The sequence below is a fragment of the Allobosea sp. genome, from assembly GCF_048595345.1.
Taxonomy (GTDB): Bacteria; Pseudomonadota; Alphaproteobacteria; order Rhizobiales; family Beijerinckiaceae; genus Allobosea.
Window position 1 is genome coordinate 1 of the sequence record NZ_JBMDWH010000063.1, and the last position, 22,906, is coordinate 22,906.

Below are 22,906 nucleotides of genomic sequence, written 5' to 3' on the forward strand. Positions count from 1 at the left end.
GGCATGCCCCGGGAAGATCACCTTCGGCAGCCGGGACTGCGCCGCCAGCCAGTCGGCGACCTTGCCGGCGTTCTCGGCCTGCTTGGCGACGCGCAGCGGCAGCGTCTCCAGCGATTTCAGCATCACCCAGGCGTTGAAGGGGGAGAGAACCGGGCCGGTCTGCCGCAGATATTGCTGGATATCGCCCTCCAGCAAAGCCTTGGCGCCGAGAATGAGGCCGCCGAGGCAGCGGCCCTGCCCGTCGATATGCTTGGTCGCCGAATAGACGACGATGTCGGCGCCGAGCGCCAGCGGGCGCTGGAAGAGCGGTGTCGCGAAGACGTTGTCGACCACGAGCCTGGCCCCCGCCTCCTTCGCGATGGCCGCGATGGCCGCGATGTCGAGCACCTCCAGCGTCGGGTTCGACGGGGATTCCAGGAAGAACAGCTTGGTGTTGGGCCGCACCGCCTTGCGCCAGGCCTCGAGATCGGTGCCCTCGACCAGCGTCGTCTCGACGCCGTAGCGCGGCAGGTGGTCCTCGACGATGTAGCGGCAGGAGCCGAAGAGCGCACTTGCCGCGACGACATGGTCGCCGGCCCGTACGGGGGCCATCAGCGCGGCGGTGACCGCAGCCATGCCGGTCGCCGTGGCGCGGCAGGTCTCGGCGCCTTCGAAGGCCGCCATGCGCGCTTCCAGCATCGCCGTGGTCGGATTGCCGAGGCGCCCATACTGGAAGCCGGGATCGGTGTTCAGGAAGCGACCTTCGGCCTGCGCGGCATTGTCGTAGACATGGCCCTGCGTCAGGAACAGCGCTTCGGAGGTCTCGCCGAATTGCGAGCGCATCGTGCCGGCATGGACGAGGCGGGTTTCGGGATGCAGCTTGGCCGCGTCGAGATCATGTGCCGACATGGGAGACGTCCGGTTCGTTCTTTTTACCGGACAACGCCAGTAGCATCTCCTCCCGCGTTCGTAAAGAAGAACAGAATTTCCTTTTCCAAAGACTTTTGCGCGGACATGGCAGGCCTTGCTCAGGCCGGCCGTTCGGCCGGTCGTCCGAGCGGCTTCAGGAAGCCGGCGAGATCCGCCGTGACATGGTGGACGTGGCCCGCTTCGATCGCAGCCTGCTCCCAGGCCTCGCGGAACGGGTCCGGTGTCTTGGGGATGATCAGCACCGTCTTCATCCCCAGCGCGCTAGGCACGACGAGGTTCTTCTCGATATCCTCGAACATCGCCGCCCGCCCGGGATCGACGCTGTGCTTGGCGAGGAAATTCTCATAGGTCGCCCGCTCGGGCTTCGGCAGGAAGCCGGCATGGACGATGTCGAAGATGTCCTCGAAATGGTCGAGGATGCCGAGCTTGCCGGCGACGTTCTTCGCATGGCCGACCGAGCCGTTGGTGAGGATCAGCTTGCGGCCGGGCAGCGCGCCGATCGCCGCGCCCAGCTCGGGGTCGGGCTCCAGCAAGGACAGGTCGATGTCATGGGCGAAGTCGAGGAAGCGGTCGGGATCGACCTGATGCTCCTCCATCAGCCCGTTCAGCGTCGTGCCGTAGCGATGGTAGTAATACTGCCGCAGCGCGTGGGACGACATCCCGTCGAGCCCGAACAGCTCCTGCAGGAAGAGCGTGATCCGCTCGTTCACCTGCGGCCAGACCCGGCTTTCATGCGAATAGAGGGTGTTGTCGAGGTCGAACACCCAATGGTCGACATGGGCGAACGCCTCCGCCGTGAGGGGTGGCGTGGCGGCGGGCGCGGCGGCGAGGATGGTTTGGGAAGGGTGGGTCATCGGACCTGCAGATGTGGCGAGCCCGATTCTGCCGCGCAAGTCGTTCGCGGAGGTTTAATGAACGGGAGTGCCCGTCATGGTCGGGCTTGACCCGACCATCTCCTTGACCAGTGCCTTCCGGTCCTGCGATTCTCGGGTCGACGCGATGCGTCGCCCGAGAATGCCGCCTGTCGTCACCGCCGGATGATCGTGCCGTGGCCGGTGTCGGTGAACAGCTCGATCAGCACCGCATGCGGCACCTTGCCGTCGAGGATCACGACCGCTTCGACGCCCTTTTCCAGCGCGTAGATGCAGGTCTCGATCTTGGGGATCATGCCGCCGGAGATCGTTCCATCGGCGATGAGCCGGCGGCACTGCTCCACCGTCAGCTCCGGGATGAGCTGCTTGTCCTTGTTCAGCACGCCGGGCACGTCGGTCAGCAGCAGCAGGCGCTTGGCGTTGAGCGCGCCCGCGATCGCGCCGGCGAAGGTGTCGGCGTTGACATTGTAGGTCTGGCCGTCCTCGGCGGCGCAGACCGGTGCCAGAACCGGGATCAGCTCGGCCTTCAGCACCGCGTCGAGCACGGTGGTGTTTACCGTCGCCGGCTCGCCGACGAAGCCGAGATCCAGCACCTCCTCGATCTTCGAATCCGGATCGACGACGGTGCGCGTCACCTTGCGCGCCGTGACCATATTGCCGTCCTTGCCGCACAGCCCGATGGCGCGGCCGCCCTCGCGCGAGATGTAGCCGACGATCTCCTTGTTGACCGCGCCGGCCAGAACCATCTCGACCACGTCGACGGTGGCCTCGTCGGTGACGCGCAGGCCCTGCTTGAATTCGGACTGGATGCCGAGCTTCTTCAGCATCGCCGCGATCTGCGGGCCGCCGCCATGGCAGACCACCGGCTTCAGACCCGACTGCTCGAGCAGCACGATGTCCTCGGCGAAATCCTCGGCGGTGGCGGCGTCGCCCATGGCGTTGCCGCCATATTTGATGACGATGATTTCCTGGTCGTAGCGCTGCATATGCGGCAGCGCCTGAACCAGCAGATCGGCCGACTGCGACGGCGTGAGTTGGGGCAGATCGGTCATTCGGCTCAAGCTCCGCACGGCCGCGACAGGGATGCGGGGGCGCTTCTAGAGCATCGGCCCGAAAAGGGAAATGCGGTTTTCGCGGCCGCTCGATGCGCGGGAGCGATCAGCCGCGCTTCGTCACGACCGCCGCGACCGCAAGGCCCAGCCAGCCGCCCAGCATGAACCAGCCGCCGATCGGCGCGGCGCGGGGAAACAGCGCTTCGCCGGCGAAGCCCCGGCGGGAGAGATCGGCCGCGAAGAGCGCGGCTCCGAAGATGATCGCCGAGAGCGCGATCCGCGCCAGCCCGTCATGCAGAAACCCGCTTTTGCGGGCCACCGTCGCGCCGAACACGACGGAGGCGTGGAACAGCAGCATCTGCCCGGCCGTCTGGACATTGGCCGTGCCGGTGACATGGGCCGCCGCGGCGAGCAGGGCGACTCCGGCGAGGCCCATCAACCCGGCGAGGGCGAGGTGGATTCGGGTTGCGGTCATCGAGGCTCTCCGGCGATCGCCGGACCAAGCCTCAGCGGCCCGAAAGGGTCAAGACGCGGCCCTGTCGCATCTCACTGCGCGTCGAACCAGACCTTCCACTGCGGCACGGCGGTGGCGAAGGTGCCGCGATGGCTGGTATCGCCGGTCGGGACCGCCTCGACCTTGTCGTTGCCGAGCGCCTGCTGCCAGGTCATCGGCAGCTTGCCGATCTCGATGCGGATCGCCTCGTCGGTGAGGCCGTAATAATTGCGCACCGGGGTCTTCACGACCCAGCGATAGGCCTGGTTCTGCGCGGCGAGGCGGCCGAAGGCGGATTCGGTGAAGGTTCGCGCATCGAAATACTCGGGCTTGATCAGCTTGTGCAGATCGGTCGGGATGGCGGAGACGTCGAAGGGTTCGCGCAGATAGGCCTTGCGCGCGTTCTCGTAGGTCTCTTCGGTCAGCAGGGCCTTCGCCAGACCGGGGATGCCGTAATAATTCTCATAGGAGAAGGCGGCGAGGATGAAGATCGTCGGGATCCATGCTGCGTCGATCTTTCGCGGAAAACCGAGGAAGCCGTAGAAGGCCGCGAAAGCATCGGTCGGCGCGCTGGCGGTTACGGCCGCCTTCACCGGCACGCCGTCCGCTTCCAGCTTTTCGAGCAGCGCCATCGTGACATAGCCGCCCTGCGACCAGCCCGCGAGAAACAGCTTGGTGTCCTTGAGCTTGAGGGCGGCCAGAACCGCGCGGCCGGCGGAGATCATGTCGGCCGGCGCCTGCTGCTGGCTGGCCTTGACCAGATAGCCTTCCGGCTCCTTGGAATCGCCCATGCCGAAATAATCGGCGCCGATCACGGCATAACCCTGCCCGGCGAACTGGGCGATCATCAGCTGGGTCTCGGCCGACTGGTCGGGGAAGGAGGGAACCTGCTCTTTCCCGTAGACCGTGCCGTGCTGGTAGGAGACCATCGGGAACGAGGTCTCGGCCGTATCGGGCACCGCGACGAGCCCGCTGGTCAGGATCGGCCGGTTGCCGCGCTCCGGCACCACCGAGGTGTAGCGCACGCGATAGAGCTTCACTGCGTTTCGGGCGGGGGTGTAGGTCACCGGCACGCCGAAGAAGGCGGGCGTGTCCGTGGTCAGGATGCGGTTGAGCTTATCGACATCCCACCGCCCGATCAGCTCGTAGCTGACGCCGGCGGAAACCGGCACGGCGCCCTGCTGTGCGGAGGCGGGCAGGCCCTGCCAGAGCAGGGCGGCGAGGAAGGCCAGAAGGCGGAGCAGGAACATGGCGCGGTCTCGGTTGAGGCGCCGCACTATCGCTGCGTCAGGTAAAGATTCGATTGTCCTCAGCCATGCTCGCCGAGCACACGGCCGATCGCAGCGCGGAATTCGGGGATGCCGAGGCCCTTCTCGCTCGAGGTCAGCAGCACTTCCGGGAAGGCAGCAGGCCGACGCTTGATCTCGTCATAGGTCGCTTCGGTCATGAAGGTCTGGTCGGCGGCTTTCAGTGCGTCGCCCTTGGTGAGGACCACCTGATAGGACACGGCGGCCTTGTCGAGCGTCTCCAGCACCGCCCCGTCGACATCCTTGATGCCGTGGCGGGCGTCGATCAGCACATAGACGCGCATCAGATTGGAGCGGCCGCGCAGATAATCGTGGATCAGCCGCGTCCAGGCCGCGACCTTCTCCTTGCCGACGGCGGCATAGCCGTAGCCGGGCATGTCAACGATGGTGAGCCGCTCGTCATGGTCGACCTGCCGAAAGAAGTTGAGTTGCTGGGTGCGCCCGGGCGTGTGCGAGGTCCGCGCCAGCGCGTTGCGCCGCGTCAGCGCGTTGATGAGGCTCGACTTGCCCACATTGGAGCGGCCGGCGAAGGCGATCTCCTGCCCGACCATGGGCGGCAGGTCGTCGATCTTCGTCGAAGCCCAGACGAAATCCCACGGCCCCTCGAAGAGCTTGCGGGCCGCCTCGATCTCCTCGGCGTCATAGGGTTTGGTGGTCGCGGTCGTCATGGCGTCCGTTCTTCGGAAAATCAGAAGCCCTCACCCCGAGGAGCGAGCCGCAGGCCTGCTCCTCAAGGTGAGGGCTGAGCATGAAGCGGGCTTTTACACCGCCGCGCGCAGGGCGTCGATGTCGGCGCCCTGGATGGCAGTGACGTTGCGGGCGATCTTATCCGCGTCCCAGTCCCACCAGCGGATCGCCAGCAGCGCCGCGATCACCTCCGGCGCAAACCGCATCTTGACGATCCGCCCCGGATTTCCGGCGATTACCGCATAGGGCGGCACGTCCTTGGTGACCTGCGCGCGGGTGCCGATGATCGCGCCGTCGCCGATGCGCATGCCCGGCATGATCACCGCCTCGCGGCCGATCCAGACATCGTTGCCGATCACCATGTCGCCGCGGTTGTTCGGGCCGGGGCGCTTCAGCTCCTCGGCATCGCCGAGGCCGAACATCTGAAAAGGGAAGGTCGAAAAACCGCCGAGCGGGTGGTTGGCGCCGTTCATCACGAACTGCGCCGCCTGCGCGATCGCGACGAACTTGCCGATGATCAGCCGGTCGCCGATGAAATCGAAATGATAGCGCACGCAGCGGGCGACGAAATGCTCTGGCCCGCGCGAGTCGTCATAATAGCTGTAATCGCCCACCTCGATCAGGGGGTGGTCGACCACGGCTTTGAGGAAGGCCGTGCCCTTCCAGCCTGCGATGGGGTGGCGCGTCTGCGGGTCGGGCAGCGGCATGGCAGTCTTCCGAATGTGGAAGGGGCGGGTTGCCCCGCCCCTCGCCGTCACTTCTTGTTCGTATTGGCGGGCTTGCCCGGCGCTGCGACCGCTGTGGCCGGAGGTGGCTTCTTGCCGAACATGCCCTTGAGGTTGTCGAAGAGTTCGATCTTCACCCCGTTCTTGCGCATGATATAGCCCTGCTGGAGCACCGAGAGCAGGTTGTTCCAGCTCCAGTAGATCACCAGGCCGGCCGGGAACGAGCCGAGCAGGAAGGTGAAGAACACCGGCATCCAGGTGAACATCATCTTCTGCACCGTGTCCGGCGGCTCCGGGTTCATCTTCATCTGGATGAACATCGTTACGCCCATGATGATCGGCCACAGGCCCAGATGCAGGAAGCTCGGCGGCGTATAGGGGATCAGCCCGAACAGGTTGAACAGGTTGGTCGGGTCCGGCGCCGCCAGATCGTGGATCCAGCCGAAGAACGGCGCATGCCGCATCTCGATGGTGATGAACAGGATCTTGTAGAGCGCGAAGAACACTGGGATCTGCAGCAGCACCGGCCAGCAGCCGGCGACCGGATTGATCTTCTGCGTCTTGTAGAGCTCCATCAGAGCCTGCTGCTGCTTCATCTTGTCGTCCGCGTAGCGTTCGCGGATGGCCGTCATCTCCGGCTGCAGCGCCTTCATCTTCGCCATCGAGGCGTAGGATTTGTTGGCGAGCGGGAAGAACAGGCCCTTCAGCAGCACCGTGACGAGCAGGATCGCCACGCCGAAATTGCCGACATGCTTGTAGATCCAGTCGAGCACCACGAAGAGCGGCTTGGTGAAGAAATAGAACCAGCCCCAGTCGATCAGCAGATCGAAGCGCTTGATATGCTGACTGTCCTCATAGCCGTTGATCGTCGCCACTTCCTTGGCGCCGGCGAAGAGGCGGGACTGCGTCGCGGTCGAGGCGCCGGGCGCGACCGAGACGGCTTCGCCGAGGAAGTCGGCCTGGTAGGTCCGCTCCGAGCCGGTCTGCACCGAGGAGAAGCGGCCTTCGAACTTGCGCTGCTGGTCGGGAATGACGGCTGCGGCCCAGTATTTGTCGGTGATGCCGACCCAGCCGCCGACCGAATCCTTCCAGATCTTGCCGACCGTTCCGGGCGCGAGAGCGCCTTCCTTGTCGAGCTTGTCGTAGGTCCATTCCTGCAGGCCGTTCTGCTCGCCGAGATAGCCGACGAGGCCTTCGTGCAGCACATAATAGCCCAGCGTATGCGGCTTGCCCTGGCGCACGACCTGGCCATAGGGGAACAGGGTCACGGCGCTGCCGCCCTTGTTCTCGACCTCGTCGCGGATCTGGAACATCGCATTGTCGTCGACCGAGACGATGCGCTTGAAGGTCAGGCCCTGGCCGTTGTCCCAGCTCAGCGTCACCGGCTGGCCGGGAGTCAGCACGGGCTTGTCGGCTGTCCACAGCGTGGTCGCGTTCGGCACGGGCGTGTTGCTGCCCGGCGCCGCGACCCAGCCGAAATCGGAATAATAGGCGTTGGGGCCGCCGGCCGGCGAGAGCAGGACGATGATCGGGCTCTTGGGGTCGACGGTCTCGCGATAGGCCTTGAGCGAGACGTCGTCGACGCGCCCGCCCGCCAGCGCGATCGAGCCGGCGATCTTGGGGGTGTCAATCTTGATGCGCGGGCTGGCCGCCAGCGCCTGCTCGCGCGTGCCGGAGACCAGGGCGGCAGCGGCGCCGGGAGTGGCGCCGGGCGTCGAGGCGCCGGGCGCGGCCGAGCCGGGCAGCTGGCCGGGCGGCGCGGCCGTCGCGGCCGGGTTGCTCGTGCCGGCAGGCGCCGCCTGCGTCTTGGTCTGCTGGTTCTGCCGCGCGATCTCCTGCTGCTTCTCCAGCTGCGGCTGCGCGTAGAAATACTGCCAGCCGAGCAGGATGACGACGGACAGCGTGATCGCCAGCAGCAGATTGCGGTTGTCTTCTTTCATCATGACGGGAAACGGATCTCGCTTGCGTCCGGCCGGGTCAGGCGGGTGAGACGGAGGATGGCTTCGGAGAAATCTTCGAAGAAGGCTTGGCAGCGCTCCCGGAGCCGCGTCGATGCGCCTGAGGCTTTTGCGGCCTCGCCCGGTCGATGGCAACCGAAAGATCGGCGACGAGCGTTTGGAAGTCGGCGCCGATGGTCTCGGCGCGGGCGACGATCACGACGTCGCAGCGGCGGTCGGCCTGGTCGCGCAGGGCGAGGGCCGCGGCGGCCCGCAGCCGGCGGCGAATCCGGTTGCGCTTCACGGCGTTCCCGGTCTTGCGTGAGGCGGTCAGCCCGACCTTCAGCCCGTCGCGCTCTTCCTCGGGCGCGGCGTCGCGCACCTGTACGAGGAAGGCGGACGAACGAAAGCGGCGGCCGTGATCGGCCGCCGCCAGAAATTCCTTGCGTTGCGTCAGACGGGCGAGGCGCATGGCGATTGGCCTGTCTTCCGGAACGGGCGCGTCGTGGTCACGCGCCGGTCGGCGTCAGGCCGACAGGCGCTTGCGGCCGTGCGCGCGGCGGGCGGCGATGACCTTGCGGCCACCCTTGGTCGCCATGCGGGCGCGGTAGCCGTGGCGGCGCTTGCGAACCAGCTTGCTGGGTTGATAGGTTCTTTTCACGGTCCGTCTCCGGGGCCTTCTTGAAGCGCGCCGGCCGCCGCCTCCCGAGGGAAGCAGGACCAACCGAGCCTGTCATGCGATAGGGTTCGGCGCCGCCTCTCGGCTGCGCAGGTGGCGGGCTTATGACGGATCGATGATGGCAAGTCAATGCGGAAACCGCAGCCGCGGCGAAGCGTGGCGGCAGGCTGTGCGCGCGGTGCCGAGCCGGCTTGCGCTTCGGCCCGACATCCCCGATATAGCGCTCGGGAGGTTGGCGAGGGACGTCTCACTCGCCAACCGGGTCAGGTCCGGAAGGAAGCAGCCCTAACGAGACCGAACGGGTCTTCGTCCAGCCTCCCACCGTCTCTCGGGGTCGAGGCCCGCCTCGCGGGCCTTGGCGGAATGCGGGGTTGCGCCGAAGTGCCGATCGCCCCTCCTGTCCTGCGGATCGCGATCATCGGCATCGCTGCGGCCGTTCTCGCCGGCGGGCATGCCACGGCGCAGCCCCTGCGGATCGACGAGGGGCAGCGATCCCGCCGCGTTCATGCCGGCGAAACCAGGCGCATCGCCTATTTCTGGGGCCTCAATCCGGATTGCTCGGTCCAGCGGGGCTTCAACGTGCGCGTCGAACGCAAGCCGCGGCATGGCGAGGTCTGGCTGGAGAAAACGACCGAGCAGGTCGATCCGCGTTGGGCGGAGCGGGCGGGAACCCGCCGGGCGAGCCGGAACGCGAGCCAGTGCCTTGGCGTGGAAGTGCCGGTCATCGCCGTCTTCTACCGCGCGAAAGCCGGCTATGCCGGCCCCGACGACCTGCTGGTCATCAAGACGACGCCATCCGGGCTGGCCGAGATCCGCCGTGAATTCCAGCTATCGGTCGAGTAACGTCGGCGGCGGCGGGTGACACCCTGTGCGGAGGGGGAATGCGACCATGCGGGCCTATGGCCATCTCTCGAACCACGCAGCGGCCTTTGGCGCCGCCATCGGTCTTTTCACCGTGGTTCATACGTCGGCCTCCGCCCAGGTCCGGCGCATCGACGAGCCTGCGCGTTCGGTCTTCGTCGACAGCGGGAAAAGCGCCCGGATCTTCTTCTTCTGGGGCCTGAACGAGGATTGCTCGATCAAGACCGGGTTCAATGTCAGGGTCGAGCGAATGCCGAAACACGGCGAAGTCCGGCTGGAGAAAAATCACGCCACGATAGGGCCGGGCTGGATCTCCGGAGCGAAGTCGCGAAAGACGGCCTCCTTCGTGGAAAAATGCCAAGGGAAGGATACGCTCGTCATATCGGTCCATTACCAATCGAATCCGGACTATCGCGGGTTCGACGACCTGATGATCATCAACACATCGTCGGACGGCCGGGCCGAATACCGTTATGAGTATCGGCTCGCGGTGAGGTGAGGGGTCATGGCCGTGTTTGCGGCCCGGCAGCGCCGATCGGCGGCCGTGCCGCACCCATCGCAGCATTGACGCCCGCCTGGCGATCCGCGAAAGCAACGCGATGAACGACGAGATCAAGGCGGCTGCTTCTGCTGACGAGCCCGGCTTCGCCGGCTTCGATCCGCCGCCCGTGCCGGTGCCGGCCGCGGGCGCGGCGCCTGCGCCCTATCGCGTCCTGGCCCGCAAATACCGCCCCGCCCATTTCGGAGACCTGATCGGCCAGGATGCGATGGTGCGCACGCTCACCAACGCCTTCACCGCCGGGCGCATCCCCCAAGCCTGGATGCTGACCGGCGTGCGCGGCGTCGGCAAGACCACGACAGCCCGCATCCTCGCCCGCGGGCTCAACTACCAGACGGCCGATGGCGGCGGCGCACCGACCACCGACCTTCGGGAGTTCGGCATCCATTGCCGCGACATCATCGAGGGCCGGCATATCGACGTGATGGAGCTGGACGCCGCCTCCAACAACGGCGTCGAGAATGTCCGCCAGCTGATCGAGGGCATCCAGTACGCCCCGGTCTCCGGCCGCTACAAGGTCTACATCGTCGACGAAGTGCATATGATGTCGACGGCCGCGTTCAACGCGCTGCTCAAGACGCTGGAGGAGCCGCCGGCCCACGCCAAGTTCATCTTCGCGACGACCGAGATCCGCAAGGTGCCGATCACGGTGCTCTCGCGCTGCCAGCGCTTCGATCTGCGCCGCGTCGAGGCGGATGTGCTGGTCGGCCATCTCGCCGGCATCTGCGCGCGCGAAGGGGTCGATGCCGAGCCGGAGGCGCTCGCAGCCGTCGCGCGCGCGGCCGAGGGCTCGGTGCGCGATTCCCTGTCGATCCTCGACCAGGCCATCGCGCATGCGGCCGGCCGCATCACGCTCGACGATATCCGCTCCATGCTCGGCCTCGCCGACCGGGCCCGCGTCATCGACCTGTTCGAGTCCGTGATGAAGGGCGACATCGCCTCCGCCCTCGGCGAGCTGCGCGCGCAATACGATGCCGGCGCCGATCCCGTGGTGGTGCTGACGGACCTTGCCGAATTCACCCATCTGGTCACGCGCCTGAAGCTCGTTCCCGATGCGGTGAAGGACGCCACCCTCGCTCAGGCCGAGCGGGTGCGCGGCGGCGATTTCGCCCAGCGTCTCTCGGTTCGCGTGCTCGCCCGCACCTGGCAGATGCTGCTCAAGGGCATCGGAGAGGTGAAGCAGGCCGACCGGCCGGTGATGGCGGCCGAGATGGTGCTGGTGCGCCTCGCTCATGCCGCCGACCTGCCGACGCCGGACGAAGCGCTCAAGATGCTGCGCGACGGCATGGGCGCCGTGCCGTCCGGCAGCGGCAATGGCGGCGGCGCTCCGCGCCCGCCTTCCGGCGGCGGCAACACCGCGCTCGCCGCGCGCCCCGTCCTGGCCAGCGCCAATCCCGCGCCGATTGCGTCTCCTCGCGCGCTCGCCGCGCCGCAGGCGATCGTCGCCTCGCTGGAGGATGTGGTGGCGCTGGCCTCCCAGCATCGCGAGATCGGCCTCAAGGTCGCGCTGGAGCGCGATGTGCGGCCCGTGCGCTTCGAGCCGGGCCGCATCGAGTTCTCGCTGGCGGAAGGCGCGTCGCGAACGCTGGCACAGGATCTCTCGCGCAAGCTCAAGGACTGGACCGGGCAGACCTGGATGGTCGCCGTCGTCAATGCGGAGGGCGGGGCGACCCTGCGTGAGCAGGTCTCCCAGGCCAAGGACCGCCGCGAAAGCGATGCGGCCGCTCACCCCTCGGTCAAGGCCGTTCTCGAGCGCTTTCCCGGCGCCCGCATCGTCGATGTCCGCGACCCTCGTGCCGCGGAGGCGGCGCAGGCCGGGATGGCGGCATCGACCGGCGATGACTATCTGCCGGATGGCGACGAGCCCCTGTTCGACGATGCCGAGCCCGATTTCGACGGCGTCGATTTCTGATGCGAGGAAGGTGAGACGATGCGCGACATGATGGGCCTGATGAAGCAGGCGCAGCAGATGCAGCAGAAGATGGCCGATCTCCAGGCCGAGCTCGACACGGTCGAGGTCGAGGGAACGGCCGGCGGCGGCATGGTGGCGGTCACGATGACGGCCAAGGGCGCGCTGAAGGGCATCAGGATCGACCCCGGCCTGATGGTGCCGGACGAGCGCGAGATCCTCGAAGATCTGATTGTCGCCGCCTGCGCCGACGCCCGCACCCGCTCGGAGCGCGTGATGCAGGAGCGCATGGGCGAGATCACCAAGGGCCTGCCGATCCCGCCGGGCATGAAGCTGTTTTGACGAACCAGTGTCATTCCGGGGTGGCCGCAGGCCGAACCCGGACCCCACGACCGGGCGAGCGCCATCGAATGCATCGGTACGACCGGACTCACCCGTTCGTGGGGTCCGGGTTCATGGCTGCGCCATGCCCCGGGATGACAGGGTAGCGCCATATGCCCCGCCCCATCGCCGGCCCCGAAATCGAGCGCCTGATCCAGCTCCTGGCGAAATTGCCGGGGCTCGGGCCGCGCTCGGCCCGCCGCGCCGCGCTGCATCTGGTCAAGAAGCGTGAGCAGTTGCTCGGCCCGCTTTCGGAGGCGATGAGCGTCGCGCGCGAGCGAATCCTCGTCTGCACGACCTGCGGCAATGTCGACACCAGCGACCCCTGCGGGCTCTGCAGCGATCCGCGCCGCGACGACGGCCTGATCGTCGTCGTCGCCGATATCTCCGATCTGTGGGCGCTGGAGCGCTCCGGCGCCGTCTCCGGCCGCTACCATGTGCTGGGCGGCGTGCTGTCGGCGCTGGATGGCGTGCGGCCCGAGCACCTCTCGCTCGATGCGCTGGTCGCCCGCGCCTCCGATCCGCGGGTCAAGGAGATCATCCTGGCGCTCAGCGCCACCGTGGACGGCCAGACCACGGCCCATTTCATCACCGATCTGCTGGGCCATCTGCCGGTGAAGGTCACCAGGCTCGCTCATGGCGTGCCGGTGGGCGGCGAGCTCGACTATCTCGACGACGGGACGCTCGCCGCGGCGATCCGCCAGCGCACGGGGTTCTGAGCGCGGTCCTGCGTCATGGCGAGCGGAGCGAAGCCATCCGTGAGGACCGGGTTGAAGGTTTCACCCAATGTTCCTGGATTGCTTCGTCGCTCGGCTCCTCGCAATGACGGCGTGATCCCTCAGAACTTGTAGGCCATGCTCGCCCGGGCGCTGTGGGTCGTCAGCTCCTGATCGCCGGTGAGGCCCGGAAAGGCGCCGGACGAGGCGAAGCGGTTGCGGCCGAAATCGGTGTAGCGATATTCCGCCCCGAGGATGAGGTGATCGGTAAAGGCGAAATTGACGCCCGCCCCGACATTCCAGCCCGTGCGCGCGCTGGTCAGCCGCTCGCCGGAGCCGCCCGCGCCATAGACCCGCCGCTCATATTCGGTAAAGGAGGCGCCGCCCGCCGCATAGACCATCAGCCGGTCGAAGGCATAGCCGAGGCGTGCGCGCGCCGCCGCCTGCCAATCCTGGCTGGTGCGTCCGGAAAAGCCGACGCCGTCGAAGCGGCTGCGATTGCCGAGCGCCTCGATATCCCCCTCCAGGCCCAGAACGACGCCGCCGCTCTGATAATTGAAGCCGGCATGCGCGCCGCCGAATCCGAAATCCTCGCCGGCATGGAAGCGCAAAGGCGCGAAGGCGCCGGTCGCCGAGCCGATCCGCACACGGTTGCTGCCCCAGGAATAGCCGCCCTGCACGCCGGCATAGACGCCGCTCCAGGAATAGAAGGCGGGAAGCTCGGGCGCCGGCGGCAGCGCGACGGAGCGCAGATCGGCTGCGCCTGCCGCTCCGGCCCAGAGCATCGCGAGGCCGCAGAGCCCCGCCTTGATCGAATTCGCCATCGGACACGTCCATGCCAGACGCCGCCCGATGCGAGGGGCGGCATCGCCGATAACGAAGCATTAAGGTTAACAATCGCCTAAGGCCGCGCGCGGCAGGGCCCGGCGCGGAACATTTGCCGCCGCCCCCTGTTGCGGCCAAGCTGGCGCACGGCAATGGGGACCGAACCATCGATGGCTGACCTGAAACGCATGACCGGGGTGGCCGGGCTCGGTGTCGCGCTCGGCTATGTTTCAGGCGCGCTGACCAGCCGCCGTGATCGCAAGCGCAGCGCGCAGCGCCGCGGCCGGATGGCGCGGACCCCCTGGCAGATGCCGTGGCTGGGCTGGAAGGACGTGCTGCTGCGCTTCATCGGCAACGTCATCGACAACCGCATCTCCTCGCTCGCCGGCGCCGTAGCCTTCTTCACATTGCTCTCGCTGGTGCCGGCGCTCTCGCTGCTGGTCACGGTCTATCGTTATTTCACCGATCCGGTGACGATCGCCGAGCAGCTCGACGCGGTGACGACGATGTTCCCGCAGGCGGCGCGCGACCTCATTCACGAACAGGCGATCCGCCTCTCCAGCCAATCCGGCGCCAGCCTGTCGCTGACTTTCCTGATCAGCTTCCTCGTCGCGGCCTGGTCGTCGAATGCGGCGGTGAAGGCGATCTTCGACGCGCTGAACATCATCTACCGCGAAACCGAGAAGCGCAGCTTCGTGAAGCTGAACCTCGTCTCGCTCTTCACCACGGTCGGCGGCGTGCTGCTGGTCACCACGGCGCTGATCGTCATCGCCAGCCTGCCGCTGGTGACGGCTCTGTTCCCGTTCCACTCCGAGCTGGAGGAGCTGATCAGCGCCGTCCGGTGGCCGACCTTCCTGGTGCTCGGCACGTTGTCCATCGCGGCCCTCTACTGGATCGGCCCCAGCCGCGAGCGCGCCCGCTTCGTCTGGGTGATGCCGGGCGCGGTGGTCGCCGCGCTGCTCTGGGCCGGCGCCTCCTATGTCTTCTCCTGGTATGTCAGCACGCTCGGCAACTACACGGCGGCCTATGGCTCGCTGGCGACGGTCGTCGTCTTCATGACCTGGCTCTGGATCTCGGCCATGATCGTGCTGGCCGGGGCCGAGCTCAACGCCGAGCTGGAACACCAGACCGCGCACGACACCACGACCGGCAACCCGAAACCCCTCGGGCAGCGCGGTGCGACGATGGCTGACCGGGTCGGCCCGGCAAAGGCGGATTGATGCTCGACCCCCAGACGATCCGCCACGACGACCTCCGCCACGGCCAGGGCCCTTGGTTGCCCGGAATCGCCCGCCCGCCCGGCCGTACGCTGGCCGCCGATACGCGCTGCGACGTCGTCGTGGTCGGGGCCGGCATCACCGGAGCGCTGATGGCCGAGCACCTCACCGCCATGGGCAAGGACGTGGTCCTGATCGACCGCGAGCGCGAGGGCTTCGGCAGCACCGCTGCCTCCACGGCCATGCTGCAATGGGAGATCGACCTGCAAATCTCCGAGCTCGCAGCTCTCTATGGCTTCGAGGCGGCGGCCGAGATCTACCGGATGAGCTTCAAGGCGGTGGAGCAGCTGGGCGAGCTCGTCGGCCAATTGGCGATCCCCTGCGGATTTTCCCCGCGCCCGACGGTCTATCTCGCCGCCGGCGAGGTCGGACCGCGGGAACTGCTCGCCGAGCATGAGGCGCGCCGCCGCGCCGGGCTTCCCGGCGATTTCGTGGAGCATGCCGACCTGCTCGGCCGCTTCGGCTTCGACAGGGCCGCCGCCATCGTCTCCCCCGGCTCGGCCGAGGCCGACCCCTTGAGCCTCTGCCATGGGTTGATCGCGATGGCGACCAAGCGTGGCGCCCGCCTGCTGCGCGAGGAGGCCGTGAGCTATGACGGCAGTGGTGCCACCGCCGCCGTGACCTTGAAGAGCGGGCGCGTCGTCGAGGCCGGCGCGATCGTGCTCGCCACCGGCTATGTCATGCCCGATTGCGTCCAGGACGATCTGCATCGCGTCGCCTCGAGCTGGGCCGTTGCGACCGTGCCGCAGGCGCCCGAGGCCCTGTGGCCGGGCCGCGCCCTCGTCTGGGAGGCGTCGGAGGATTACTGCTATTGCCGCACCACTACCGATGGCCGGATCGTCTTCGGCGGCGAGGACGAGGAGATCGAGCAGCCGGAAGCGCGGGAGGAGCTCGACGAGGCCAAGACTGAGGCGCTGCGCCGGCGTCTCCATGCGCTGTTGCCGAAAGCGCGGCTCGATTTCAGCCATAGCTGGTCCGGCGCCTTCGGCCAGACGGAGGACGGCCTGCCGCTGATCGGCCGCGTGCCCGGCCATCCGCGCCTGCTGGCCGCCTATGGCTATGGCGGCAACGGCATCACCTTCAGTTTCCTGGCATCGCGCATGCTCGGCGCCCTGATCGAGGGGCGGGAGGAAAGCTGGTTCCGCCATTTCGCCATCGACCGCCCGAACCCGGCGTGACGCCGATCGGATTGCGGATCTGCAATCTCGTTCTTTCCGCCTGCGGCAGCGACAAGGGCGTCGGATCGCGCCATCTTCAAGGCGTGGCGGCGTTCGGCCTGCCGCCTGCGAAAGGACCTGAACCATGCTCGCCACCGCCGAGCCGGCCACGCCGGCGCTTCTGGAAGCTCACGACGCGCCTTTTCACATCGGCGCCGTGACCCTGCGCGTCGCAGACCTGCCGCGGCTCAACGCCTTCTACCGCGATGCGATCGGTCTTGCGTTGATCCGCGAAAGCCCGGAGCAGGCCGAACTCGGCATCGATGGCAAGGCGCTGGTTCGCCTGCAGGCGGGCGCGACCCGCCCGACGGCCGCCACCGGCCTCTTCCACCTCGCCATCCTGTTGCCGTCACGCCAGGCGCTGGCGAACTGGCTGCGTCATGCCGCCACGACCGGGCTGCGGCTGGAGGGTGCCTCCGACCATCTGGTGAGCGAGGCGCTCTATCTCTCCGATCCGGAGGGCAACGGAATCGAGATCTATCGCGACCGCAAGCGCTCCGACTGGCCGCGCCGGCCCGATGGAGGCATCGCCATGGCGACCGAGCGCCTCGATCTCGACCGCCTGCTCTCCGACGCCGGGACGGCGCCCTATGCCGGCATGCCGGCCGGCACCGCCATGGGGCATATCCACCTGCGCGTCGGCGATACGGCCGAGGCCGAGACCTTCTATCGCGATCTGCTCGGCTTCGACCTGATGGTTCGTTATCCTGGTGCCAGCTTCCTCGCCAGCGGCGGCTATCACCACCATATCGCCGGCAACATCTGGGGCAGCCGCGGCGCGGGCGCTCGCCAGCCGGGCGAGGCGGGGCTGGAGAGCTTCGAGATCGTCGCCCGGGACGAGGCCGATTTCGCCGCGATGCGCGAGCGCATCCTCGCCGCAGGTGGCCGCGATGCGCAGGACGGCCCTTCGATCGCCGATCCGTGGAACAACCGCCTCGTGCTGGTAAGCTGAGCGCGGCCTACCGCGTCAACAGATGCGAGCGGCGCGTGCCGCTCATCGTCGGTGAGAAGCCGGCCGCCTCCCAGAAACGGGCCGCCTTCTCGTCGGCCGCTCGCAGCGAGAGGCGTGGCGCGAGCTCCAGGCCCTGCTGGATCAGCGCCGTCGCGAGAACCCGCCCGACACCCGTGCCGCGATGCGCCGACCGCACATAGACATGCCGGATTCGCAGCAGGTCCGGAGCGGGATCATAGGGATCGGGCGTCAGTGCGCCGATGCCGGCAAGTTCCCCATCACGGAACGCGGCGAAGACCGCGAAGCGGTCATCGCCTGCGGCATAATGGCCTTCCTGCCACTCGCTCAACAGGCTCTCGACGAAACGATAGGCCTCGCCGGCCGCCTCCGCCTGCAGATCCCCGATATCGTCCGGCAGCGCCTCGGCGAGCCGGACGATCTGGACGGAGCCTTCGCTCACAGCCCTTCGAACAGGGCGCTGGAGATGTAGCGCTCCGCGAAGGAAGGAATGATCACCACGATCGTCTTGCCGGCGTTCTCCGGCTTGGCGGCCACTTCCAGCGCCGCCGCCACCGCGGCGCCCGACGAGATGCCGGTCGGGATGCCTTCCAGCTTGGCCAGCGCGCGGGCCGTCTCGAAGGCGGTCTGGTTGCCGACGGTGACCACCTCGTCGATCACGCCGCGGTCGAGCACGCCGGGCACGAAGCCGGCCCCGATGCCCTGAATCTTGTGTGGGCCGGGCTGGCCGCCGGAGAGCACGGGCGAATCCTCGGGCTCCACCGCGACCATCTTCAGGCCGGGCTTGCGGGCCTTCAGCACCTGGCCGATGCCGGTGATGGTGCCGCCGGTGCCGACGCCCGAGACGATGATGTCGACCGCGCCCTGCGTGTCGTTCCAGATCTCCTCGGCGGTCGTCCTGCGGTGGATTTCCGGATTGTGCGGGTTTTCGAACTGCTGGGGAATGATCGCGCCCGGGATCTCGTTCTTCAGCTCCTCGGCCTTGGCGACCGCGCCGCGCATGCCGCCGGGGCCGGGCGTCAGCACCAGCTCGGCGCCCAGCAGCGCCAGCATCTTGCGGCGCTCCAGCGACATCGTCTCGGGCATCACCAGGATCAGGCGATAGCCGCGCGCGGCGGCGACGAAGGCGAGCGCGATGCCGGTATTGCCGGACGTCGGCTCGATCAGCGTGCCGCCCGGCTGCAGCGCGCCCGAGGCTTCCAGCGCGTCGATCATGTTGACGCCGATCCGGTCCTTGACGCTCGAGATCGGGTTGAAGAACTCCAGCTTGGCCAGGATCGTCGCCTGCACGCCGCGCTCGGTCGGCAGGCGGTTGAGCTTCACCAGCGGCGTGTCGCCGATCGTGTCGGTGATGGAGTTGTAGATGCGGCCACGGCCCGGGGCCTTGGTGGCGTTCTGCGCTTCAGCCATCGGTCACTCCTCGAAAAGCGGTCAGGACGACAACGCTAGTTCAATTTACAAGTTCTGTCGAATAATCAGATAAATCACATTCTATATTGTGAAATTAACTTCCGGCAGCTGGATCCCGACATCGCCGTCGAGGGCGCGCCGGCACAGATCCTCGACCGTCACCCCGTCCAGCACGGTGAGGAAGGCGGCGGAGGCCGCGGCCACCTCAGGGGCAACGACCGTATCGACGAGCGCCGATTGCGGCGGCGGCCCCAAATCCTCAGCCGCGTCGCTCATCGCCGCGCGGGTGATGTCCCCGGCCGTGATGCGGCGGCGCTCGCGCGCCAGCTCATAGCCGCCCCGCGGCCCGCGCACGCTCTTGAGGATGCCGGCATGCACCAGCGCCTGCAGCAGCGTTTCCAGATGGCGCGGCGGCAGGCCGAGCCGGCCGACCAGCAGCTTGGCCGGGACGGGCGAGGGGCGGGCATGCAAGGCGATATCGACCACCGCCGCGATGGCGAGAAGGCTGCGTCGGGAGAGCAGGTTCATCGCGCCGCCTCCCCCGTCTTGCCTTGCGCGACGCCGGTGGAGCCATAGCCTCCGGCGCCCCGCTCGGTTTCGTCCAGCATATCGACCTCGACCAGCCTCGCCTGCGTCACCGGCGCGATCACCAATTGCGCGATCCTGTCCCCGCGCGCGATCCTGAACGGCTCCTCGCCGTGATTGATCAGCACGACCGACACCTCGCCGCGATAATCGCGATCCACCGTGCCGGGGCTGTTGAGGACGGTGACGCCATGGCGCAGCGCCAGCCCCGAACGCGGCCGCACCTGCGCTTCGAATCCCTCGGGCAGTTGCAGGGCAAGGCCCGTCGGCACCAGCTGCCGCCGGCCCGGCGGCACGGTCAGCGGCTCGGCGATCGCGGCCCTGAGATCGAGCCCCGCCGCCCCGGCGGTTTCGTAAGCCGGCAAGGGAAGGTCCGCGCCATGCGGCAGGCGCCGGATCGGAACCGTGACCATGCGCTCAGACCGTCCGGGCCGGCAGCAGCGTCGCCAGATGTGCCACCAGCCGCCGCGCGACCTCCTCCTTGGCGAGCGTCGGCCAGGTCTCGACTCCTTGCTTCGTCACCAGATGGACGGTGTTGTCGTCGCCGCCCATCACGCCGGTGCCGCCGACATCGTTCGCGACGATGAGGTCGCAGCCCTTTTTGGCGAGCTTGGCCCTGGCATAGGCGACGACGTTCTGCGTCTCTGCGGCGAAGCCGACGACGAGGCCGGGCCTGCCCGCCTCGCGATGCGCGATGCTCGCCAGGATGTCGGGGTTCTCGACCAGCGAGAGAGGCGCCAGCGCTCCGCCATCCTTCTTCATCTTCTCGGGCGCGGCATCGGCGACGCGCCAGTCGGCGACGGCCGCGGCGAAGATGGCGAGATCCGCCGGAAGCGCCGCCTCCACCGCCGCGAGCATCTCGCGGGCGGATTCGACATGCACCGTCCGGACGCCCTCGGGGTCCGGGATCGAGACCGGCCCGCTGATCAGCGTCACCTGCGCCCCCGCCGCCGCCGCCGCCGCCGCGATGGCGTGGCCCTGCTTGCCGGAGGAGCGGTTGGCGATATAGCGAACCGGGTCGATCGGCTCATGCGTCGGGCCGGAAGTGATCAGCACATGGCGCCCGGCGAGCGCGCCTGCCGCCGGCCGGGCCTGTGCGGCATCGGCCCCCGGCAGCCGGCCGAGAAAGCCGATTGCGCGCTGGGCCGCCGGCTTCTCGCCTGCCAAGGCGAGTTCGATCGCGGCGAGAATTTCCATCGGTTCGGCCATGCGGCCGATCCCGCTCTCGCCCCGCTCGGCCATCGCGCCGCTATTGGGGCCGACAACGAGAATGCCGTCCTTCTCGAGCTGGGCCATGTTCCGGCGCGTCGCCGGGTGCTGCCACATGCGCGGGTTCATCGCGGGCGCGATCAGCACGCGCTTGTCGGTGGCGAGCAGCGCGGTGGTGGCGAGGTCGCCCGCCTGCCCCGTCGCCATCTTGGCGATGAGATCGGCCGTGGCGGGGGCGACGACCACGAGGTCGGTCGAGCGCGAGAGCTGGATATGGCCGATATCGGCCTCGTCCGTCAGCGAGAACAGATCGGTGAAGCAGCGCTCTCCCGCCAGGGCCGAGACGGCGAGCGGCGTCACGAACTGCTCGCCCGCCTTGGTCAGGATGCAGCGCGCGGCGATGCCGCGATCCTTGAGCCTGCGGATCAGCTCCAGGCATTTATAGGCGGCGATGCCGCCGCCGATGATCAGCAGGATGGAGCGGGAAGCGGACAAGGCGGCTCCTCGGGAAAGGCGCGGGTGGTGCTTCCTAGCATCCTCCGCGCCGGCCTGTCATGGCCGCACCCTCAGACCCGCGGCGCGTCCGGCACCTTGTAGGCCGTGGTCGCCTTGATCCGCTCCATCGCGAAGCGGGAGGTCACGTTTTTCAGCGGAATCGTCTCGATCAGCTTCTTGTAGAAGGCGTCATAGGCGGCCATGTCGGCGACGACGACGCGCAGCATGTAATCGACATCGCCGGCCATCCGGTAGAACTCCATCACCTCCGGCATGGCCGAGACCGTGTCTGCGAAGGTCGAGAGCCAGGGGCCGGAATGGTCGGCGGTCTCGATCTGCACGAAGACGGTGAGGCCGAGACCGATTTTCTCCGGCGCGACCAGCGCCACGCGCTTGAGGATGATTCCGGCCTGCTCCAGCTTCTGGATGCGCTTCCAGCAGGGGGTTTGCGAGAGCCCCACGCGGTCCGCCAGCTCCGCGATCGAGATGTTGGCGTCGGCCTGGAGCACGGTGAGAATCTTGCGGTCGATGGCATCCATCTCCGGTCATCCGATCTGAGAGAAGAACGATCTTCTCAAACTAGGTTTAGTAGGATAAATCTCTTTTTGCGCTTCATCCCTTGCGGTATGATAGAAAATCCTTTTCTCAACCTGTCAATGGCGTGCTTGCGCGCCGCTCTTTCGGACAGGACATCGACCTCATGGATCGCCGCCGTTTTCTCGCCCTCGCCTCGGGTTTTGCCGCCTTCGCGCCGCTGGCGGCCAGGGCGCAGGGCCAGCCCGTCGCCGCGCGCGTCGGCTACATTCCGGTGGTCGGCACCGCGCCCTTCTTCGTCGCGCAGGGCGAAGGCTGGCTGAAGCAGGCTGGCGTCGAGCCTGCCGTGACGGTGTTCGAATCCGGCCCCAACATGATCCAGGCGCTGGCCTCCGGCACGCTGGACGTCTATGTCGCCGGGGTCGCGCCTCTGGCCGTCGCCCGCTCGCGCGGCATCGACGTGCGCGTCGTGGCCTCGACCGCGATCGGCGAGAACGTCGTCGTTGCAGCGCCGTCCCTGTCGAAGTTCTTCACGGCCGGCGTCGCGCCAGCGGCGGCCTTCAAGGCCTTCCGCACGGCAAACGGCAAGGCGGCGCGCCTCGCCACCCAACCCGCCGGCTCGGTGCCGAACACGACGCTGCAATACTGGCTGTGGGAGGTCGCCAAGATCGACAAGGCGGATGTCGAGATCGTGCCGATGGGAATCGATGCGACGCAGCAGGCGATCCTCGCCGGCGCGGTCGATGGCGGCAGCGTGCGCGAGCCGGCGCTGACGATCCTGCAGAGCCGCAACAGCGCGATCAAGCTCGTCGCGGCCGGCGAAGAGGTGTTTCCGGGCCAGCCCGGCACGGTCGTCGCTGTCTCCGGCGCCTTCGCGACGAAAAATCCGCAGGCGGTGCAGGCGATCGTCGACGGGCTGGTCAAGGCCGCCGCGCTGATCAAGGCGAACCCGGACAAGGCCGCACCTCATATCGGCGCGGCGCTCGGCAAGGGCATCGTCGATCCCGATCTGATCCGCAAGGCGCTGGTCTCGCCCGCCAGCGTCTTCGAGATCGACCCGCGCAAGATCATCGAGCCGGCCCGCGCGATGCAGGCCTACCAGGTCAAGCTCGGCTCGCTCGACAAGGAACTGCCCTTCGACGGCCTGTTCGAGACGCAGTATTACGAGCGCGCCGCCAAGGCGGGCGGTTGATACCGGCCTGATCGTGCCTGCGTCTCGGCGCGCGTCATCCCGGATGGAGCGAAGCGGAGATCCGGGATCCATTTCGCAGCGTTGATCGGATAAGGTCCGGATCGG

The 22,906-nt window shown here is 67.7% G+C and carries 26 protein-coding genes and 1 other RNA gene; 10 read left to right on the plus strand and 17 right to left on the minus strand.

Going from position 1 to position 22,906, the window contains the following annotated elements; genetic code table 11:
- The 10 genes from ACOJTB_RS07100 to rpmH all read right to left on the minus strand — a co-directional run.
- Positions 1-888, minus strand: an 888-nt coding sequence (locus ACOJTB_RS07100) for an aminotransferase class I/II-fold pyridoxal phosphate-dependent enzyme (protein ID WP_420101826.1), incomplete at its 3' end; no start/stop codon positions are given.
- A gap of 119 nt (positions 889-1,007) precedes the next feature.
- Positions 1,008-1,763: a pyrimidine 5'-nucleotidase gene (locus ACOJTB_RS07105; protein WP_420101827.1), complete on the minus strand. Its 756-nt coding sequence runs from the start codon at positions 1,761-1,763 to the stop codon at positions 1,008-1,010.
- 173 nt (positions 1,764-1,936) lie between these two features.
- A complete protein-coding gene (gene argB, locus ACOJTB_RS07110) occupies positions 1,937-2,833 on the minus strand; it encodes an acetylglutamate kinase (protein ID WP_420101828.1) in 897 nt (298 codons plus the stop codon).
- Positions 2,834-2,939: 106 nt separating this feature from the next.
- The gene (locus ACOJTB_RS07115; protein WP_420101829.1) at positions 2,940-3,308 is read right to left on the minus strand and encodes a DUF423 domain-containing protein; all 369 of its coding nucleotides are present in this window, start codon (positions 3,306-3,308) and stop codon (positions 2,940-2,942) included.
- 71 nt (positions 3,309-3,379) lie between these two features.
- Entirely contained in the window at positions 3,380-4,576 is a 1,197-nt protein-coding gene (locus tag ACOJTB_RS07120) for an alpha/beta hydrolase family protein (RefSeq protein WP_420101830.1), read from the minus strand.
- Between the two features lie 59 nt (positions 4,577-4,635).
- Positions 4,636-5,301 carry a ribosome biogenesis GTP-binding protein YihA/YsxC gene (yihA, locus tag ACOJTB_RS07125; protein ID WP_420101831.1) on the minus strand — a complete coding sequence of 222 codons (666 nt, stop codon included), beginning with the start codon at positions 5,299-5,301 and terminating at the stop codon, positions 4,636-4,638.
- A 93-nt stretch (positions 5,302-5,394) separates the two neighbouring features.
- Positions 5,395-6,027: a CatB-related O-acetyltransferase gene (locus ACOJTB_RS07130; RefSeq protein WP_420101832.1), complete on the minus strand. Its 633-nt coding sequence runs from the start codon at positions 6,025-6,027 to the stop codon at positions 5,395-5,397.
- Positions 6,028-6,074: 47 nt separating this feature from the next.
- Positions 6,075-7,985, minus strand: a complete 1,911-nt coding sequence (gene yidC, locus ACOJTB_RS07135) for a membrane protein insertase YidC (protein ID WP_420101885.1) — start codon at positions 7,983-7,985, stop codon at positions 6,075-6,077.
- A gap of 37 nt (positions 7,986-8,022) precedes the next feature.
- Complete coding sequence (gene rnpA, locus ACOJTB_RS07140; RefSeq protein ID WP_420101833.1) at positions 8,023-8,454, minus strand: ribonuclease P protein component; 432 nt, start codon at positions 8,452-8,454, stop codon at positions 8,023-8,025.
- Positions 8,455-8,508: 54 nt separating this feature from the next.
- Complete coding sequence (rpmH, locus tag ACOJTB_RS07145; protein ID WP_038364779.1) at positions 8,509-8,643, minus strand: 50S ribosomal protein L34; 135 nt, start codon at positions 8,641-8,643, stop codon at positions 8,509-8,511.
- Positions 8,644-8,887: 244 nt separating this feature from the next.
- Here rpmH and ffs point away from each other — a divergent pair.
- From ffs to recR, 6 genes are all read left to right on the plus strand, one after another.
- An RNA gene (ffs, locus tag ACOJTB_RS07150) (signal recognition particle sRNA small type) lies at positions 8,888-8,984 on the plus strand.
- A gap of 58 nt (positions 8,985-9,042) precedes the next feature.
- On the plus strand, positions 9,043-9,504 hold the full coding sequence (locus ACOJTB_RS07155; RefSeq protein WP_420101834.1) for a hypothetical protein: 462 nt from the start codon (positions 9,043-9,045) through the stop codon (positions 9,502-9,504).
- A gap of 46 nt (positions 9,505-9,550) precedes the next feature.
- Entirely contained in the window at positions 9,551-10,021 is a 471-nt protein-coding gene (locus tag ACOJTB_RS07160; RefSeq protein WP_420101835.1) for a hypothetical protein, read from the plus strand.
- Positions 10,022-10,121: 100 nt separating this feature from the next.
- Positions 10,122-11,993: a DNA polymerase III subunit gamma/tau gene (locus ACOJTB_RS07165; RefSeq protein ID WP_420101836.1), complete on the plus strand. Its 1,872-nt coding sequence runs from the start codon at positions 10,122-10,124 to the stop codon at positions 11,991-11,993.
- Positions 11,994-12,011: 18 nt separating this feature from the next.
- Entirely contained in the window at positions 12,012-12,332 is a 321-nt protein-coding gene (locus ACOJTB_RS07170) for a YbaB/EbfC family nucleoid-associated protein (protein ID WP_420101837.1), read from the plus strand.
- Positions 12,333-12,484: 152 nt separating this feature from the next.
- Positions 12,485-13,090: a recombination mediator RecR gene (gene recR, locus ACOJTB_RS07175; RefSeq protein WP_420101838.1), complete on the plus strand. Its 606-nt coding sequence runs from the start codon at positions 12,485-12,487 to the stop codon at positions 13,088-13,090.
- A 119-nt stretch (positions 13,091-13,209) separates the two neighbouring features.
- Here recR and ACOJTB_RS07180 read toward each other — a convergent pair whose 3' ends face one another.
- Positions 13,210-13,911: an outer membrane protein gene (locus ACOJTB_RS07180; protein ID WP_420101839.1), complete on the minus strand. Its 702-nt coding sequence runs from the start codon at positions 13,909-13,911 to the stop codon at positions 13,210-13,212.
- Positions 13,912-14,082: 171 nt separating this feature from the next.
- Here ACOJTB_RS07180 and ACOJTB_RS07185 point away from each other — a divergent pair, with 171 nt between their 5' ends.
- From ACOJTB_RS07185 to ACOJTB_RS07195, 3 genes are all read left to right on the plus strand, one after another.
- Positions 14,083-15,132 carry a YihY/virulence factor BrkB family protein gene (locus tag ACOJTB_RS07185; protein WP_420101840.1) on the plus strand — a complete coding sequence of 350 codons (1,050 nt, stop codon included), beginning with the start codon at positions 14,083-14,085 and terminating at the stop codon, positions 15,130-15,132.
- Positions 15,132-16,367 (plus strand): NAD(P)/FAD-dependent oxidoreductase, encoded by a 1,236-nt coding sequence (locus ACOJTB_RS07190; protein WP_420101841.1) that lies wholly within the window; start codon positions 15,132-15,134, stop codon positions 16,365-16,367. The genes ACOJTB_RS07185 and ACOJTB_RS07190 overlap by 1 nt, the downstream gene beginning before the upstream one ends.
- A gap of 124 nt (positions 16,368-16,491) precedes the next feature.
- Complete coding sequence (locus ACOJTB_RS07195; RefSeq protein WP_420101842.1) at positions 16,492-17,358, plus strand: VOC family protein; 867 nt, start codon at positions 16,492-16,494, stop codon at positions 17,356-17,358.
- 7 nt (positions 17,359-17,365) lie between these two features.
- Here the strand turns inward: ACOJTB_RS07195 and ACOJTB_RS07200 are convergent, their stop codons facing one another.
- The 6 genes from ACOJTB_RS07200 to ACOJTB_RS07225 form a co-directional block, all read right to left on the minus strand.
- Complete coding sequence (locus tag ACOJTB_RS07200; RefSeq protein WP_420101843.1) at positions 17,366-17,818, minus strand: GNAT family N-acetyltransferase; 453 nt, start codon at positions 17,816-17,818, stop codon at positions 17,366-17,368.
- On the minus strand, positions 17,815-18,786 hold the full coding sequence (cysK, locus tag ACOJTB_RS07205; RefSeq protein ID WP_420101844.1) for a cysteine synthase A: 972 nt from the start codon (positions 18,784-18,786) through the stop codon (positions 17,815-17,817). Before cysK ends, ACOJTB_RS07200 begins: the two co-directional genes overlap by 4 nt.
- A gap of 81 nt (positions 18,787-18,867) precedes the next feature.
- The gene (locus ACOJTB_RS07210; protein ID WP_420101845.1) at positions 18,868-19,314 is read right to left on the minus strand and encodes an RrF2 family transcriptional regulator; all 447 of its coding nucleotides are present in this window, start codon (positions 19,312-19,314) and stop codon (positions 18,868-18,870) included.
- A complete protein-coding gene (gene dut / locus ACOJTB_RS07215) occupies positions 19,311-19,784 on the minus strand; it encodes a dUTP diphosphatase (protein ID WP_420101846.1) in 474 nt (157 codons plus the stop codon). Before dut ends, ACOJTB_RS07210 begins: the two co-directional genes overlap by 4 nt.
- Positions 19,785-19,788: 4 nt before the next feature.
- On the minus strand, positions 19,789-21,075 hold the full coding sequence (locus ACOJTB_RS07220; protein ID WP_420101847.1) for a phosphopantothenoylcysteine decarboxylase domain-containing protein: 1,287 nt from the start codon (positions 21,073-21,075) through the stop codon (positions 19,789-19,791).
- Positions 21,076-21,146: 71 nt separating this feature from the next.
- Positions 21,147-21,614 carry an Lrp/AsnC family transcriptional regulator gene (locus tag ACOJTB_RS07225; protein ID WP_420101848.1) on the minus strand — a complete coding sequence of 156 codons (468 nt, stop codon included), beginning with the start codon at positions 21,612-21,614 and terminating at the stop codon, positions 21,147-21,149.
- Between the two features lie 161 nt (positions 21,615-21,775).
- On the opposite strand from ACOJTB_RS07225, the gene ACOJTB_RS07230 reads away from it, so the two are divergent.
- The gene (locus ACOJTB_RS07230) at positions 21,776-22,801 is read left to right on the plus strand and encodes an ABC transporter substrate-binding protein (protein ID WP_420101849.1); all 1,026 of its coding nucleotides are present in this window, start codon (positions 21,776-21,778) and stop codon (positions 22,799-22,801) included.
- The last annotated feature ends 105 nt before the right edge of the window (positions 22,802-22,906 follow it).

What these genes read in the sequence shown, in the direction of transcription:
- yihA (WP_420101831.1), bottom strand. Translation starts at nt 5,301, where the DNA reads ATGACGACCGCGACCACCAAACCCTATGACGCCGAGGAGATCGAGGCG.
- ACOJTB_RS07105 (WP_420101827.1), bottom strand. Translation starts at nt 1,763, where the DNA reads ATGACCCACCCTTCCCAAACCATCCTCGCCGCCGCGCCCGCCGCCACG.
- ACOJTB_RS07130 (WP_420101832.1), bottom strand. Translation starts at nt 6,027, where the DNA reads ATGCCGCTGCCCGACCCGCAGACGCGCCACCCCATCGCAGGCTGGAAG.
- ACOJTB_RS07180 (WP_420101839.1), bottom strand. Translation starts at nt 13,911, where the DNA reads ATGGCGAATTCGATCAAGGCGGGGCTCTGCGGCCTCGCGATGCTCTGG.
- ACOJTB_RS07195 (WP_420101842.1), top strand. Translation starts at nt 16,492, where the DNA reads ATGCTCGCCACCGCCGAGCCGGCCACGCCGGCGCTTCTGGAAGCTCAC.
- ACOJTB_RS07170 (WP_420101837.1), top strand. Translation starts at nt 12,012, where the DNA reads ATGCGCGACATGATGGGCCTGATGAAGCAGGCGCAGCAGATGCAGCAG.
- ACOJTB_RS07210 (WP_420101845.1), bottom strand. Translation starts at nt 19,314, where the DNA reads ATGAACCTGCTCTCCCGACGCAGCCTTCTCGCCATCGCGGCGGTGGTC.
- recR (WP_420101838.1), top strand. Translation starts at nt 12,485, where the DNA reads ATGCCCCGCCCCATCGCCGGCCCCGAAATCGAGCGCCTGATCCAGCTC.
- yidC (WP_420101885.1), bottom strand. Translation starts at nt 7,985, where the DNA reads ATGAAAGAAGACAACCGCAATCTGCTGCTGGCGATCACGCTGTCCGTC.
- ACOJTB_RS07115 (WP_420101829.1), bottom strand. Translation starts at nt 3,308, where the DNA reads ATGACCGCAACCCGAATCCACCTCGCCCTCGCCGGGTTGATGGGCCTC.
- ACOJTB_RS07185 (WP_420101840.1), top strand. Translation starts at nt 14,083, where the DNA reads ATGGCTGACCTGAAACGCATGACCGGGGTGGCCGGGCTCGGTGTCGCG.
- ACOJTB_RS07230 (WP_420101849.1), top strand. Translation starts at nt 21,776, where the DNA reads ATGGATCGCCGCCGTTTTCTCGCCCTCGCCTCGGGTTTTGCCGCCTTC.
- rnpA (WP_420101833.1), bottom strand. Translation starts at nt 8,454, where the DNA reads ATGCGCCTCGCCCGTCTGACGCAACGCAAGGAATTTCTGGCGGCGGCC.
- dut (WP_420101846.1), bottom strand. Translation starts at nt 19,784, where the DNA reads ATGGTCACGGTTCCGATCCGGCGCCTGCCGCATGGCGCGGACCTTCCC.
- ACOJTB_RS07225 (WP_420101848.1), bottom strand. Translation starts at nt 21,614, where the DNA reads ATGGATGCCATCGACCGCAAGATTCTCACCGTGCTCCAGGCCGACGCC.
- ACOJTB_RS07165 (WP_420101836.1), top strand. Translation starts at nt 10,122, where the DNA reads ATGAACGACGAGATCAAGGCGGCTGCTTCTGCTGACGAGCCCGGCTTC.
- ACOJTB_RS07190 (WP_420101841.1), top strand. Translation starts at nt 15,132, where the DNA reads ATGCTCGACCCCCAGACGATCCGCCACGACGACCTCCGCCACGGCCAG.
- ACOJTB_RS07160 (WP_420101835.1), top strand. Translation starts at nt 9,551, where the DNA reads ATGCGGGCCTATGGCCATCTCTCGAACCACGCAGCGGCCTTTGGCGCC.
- cysK (WP_420101844.1), bottom strand. Translation starts at nt 18,786, where the DNA reads ATGGCTGAAGCGCAGAACGCCACCAAGGCCCCGGGCCGTGGCCGCATC.
- argB (WP_420101828.1), bottom strand. Translation starts at nt 2,833, where the DNA reads ATGACCGATCTGCCCCAACTCACGCCGTCGCAGTCGGCCGATCTGCTG.
- ACOJTB_RS07120 (WP_420101830.1), bottom strand. Translation starts at nt 4,576, where the DNA reads ATGTTCCTGCTCCGCCTTCTGGCCTTCCTCGCCGCCCTGCTCTGGCAG.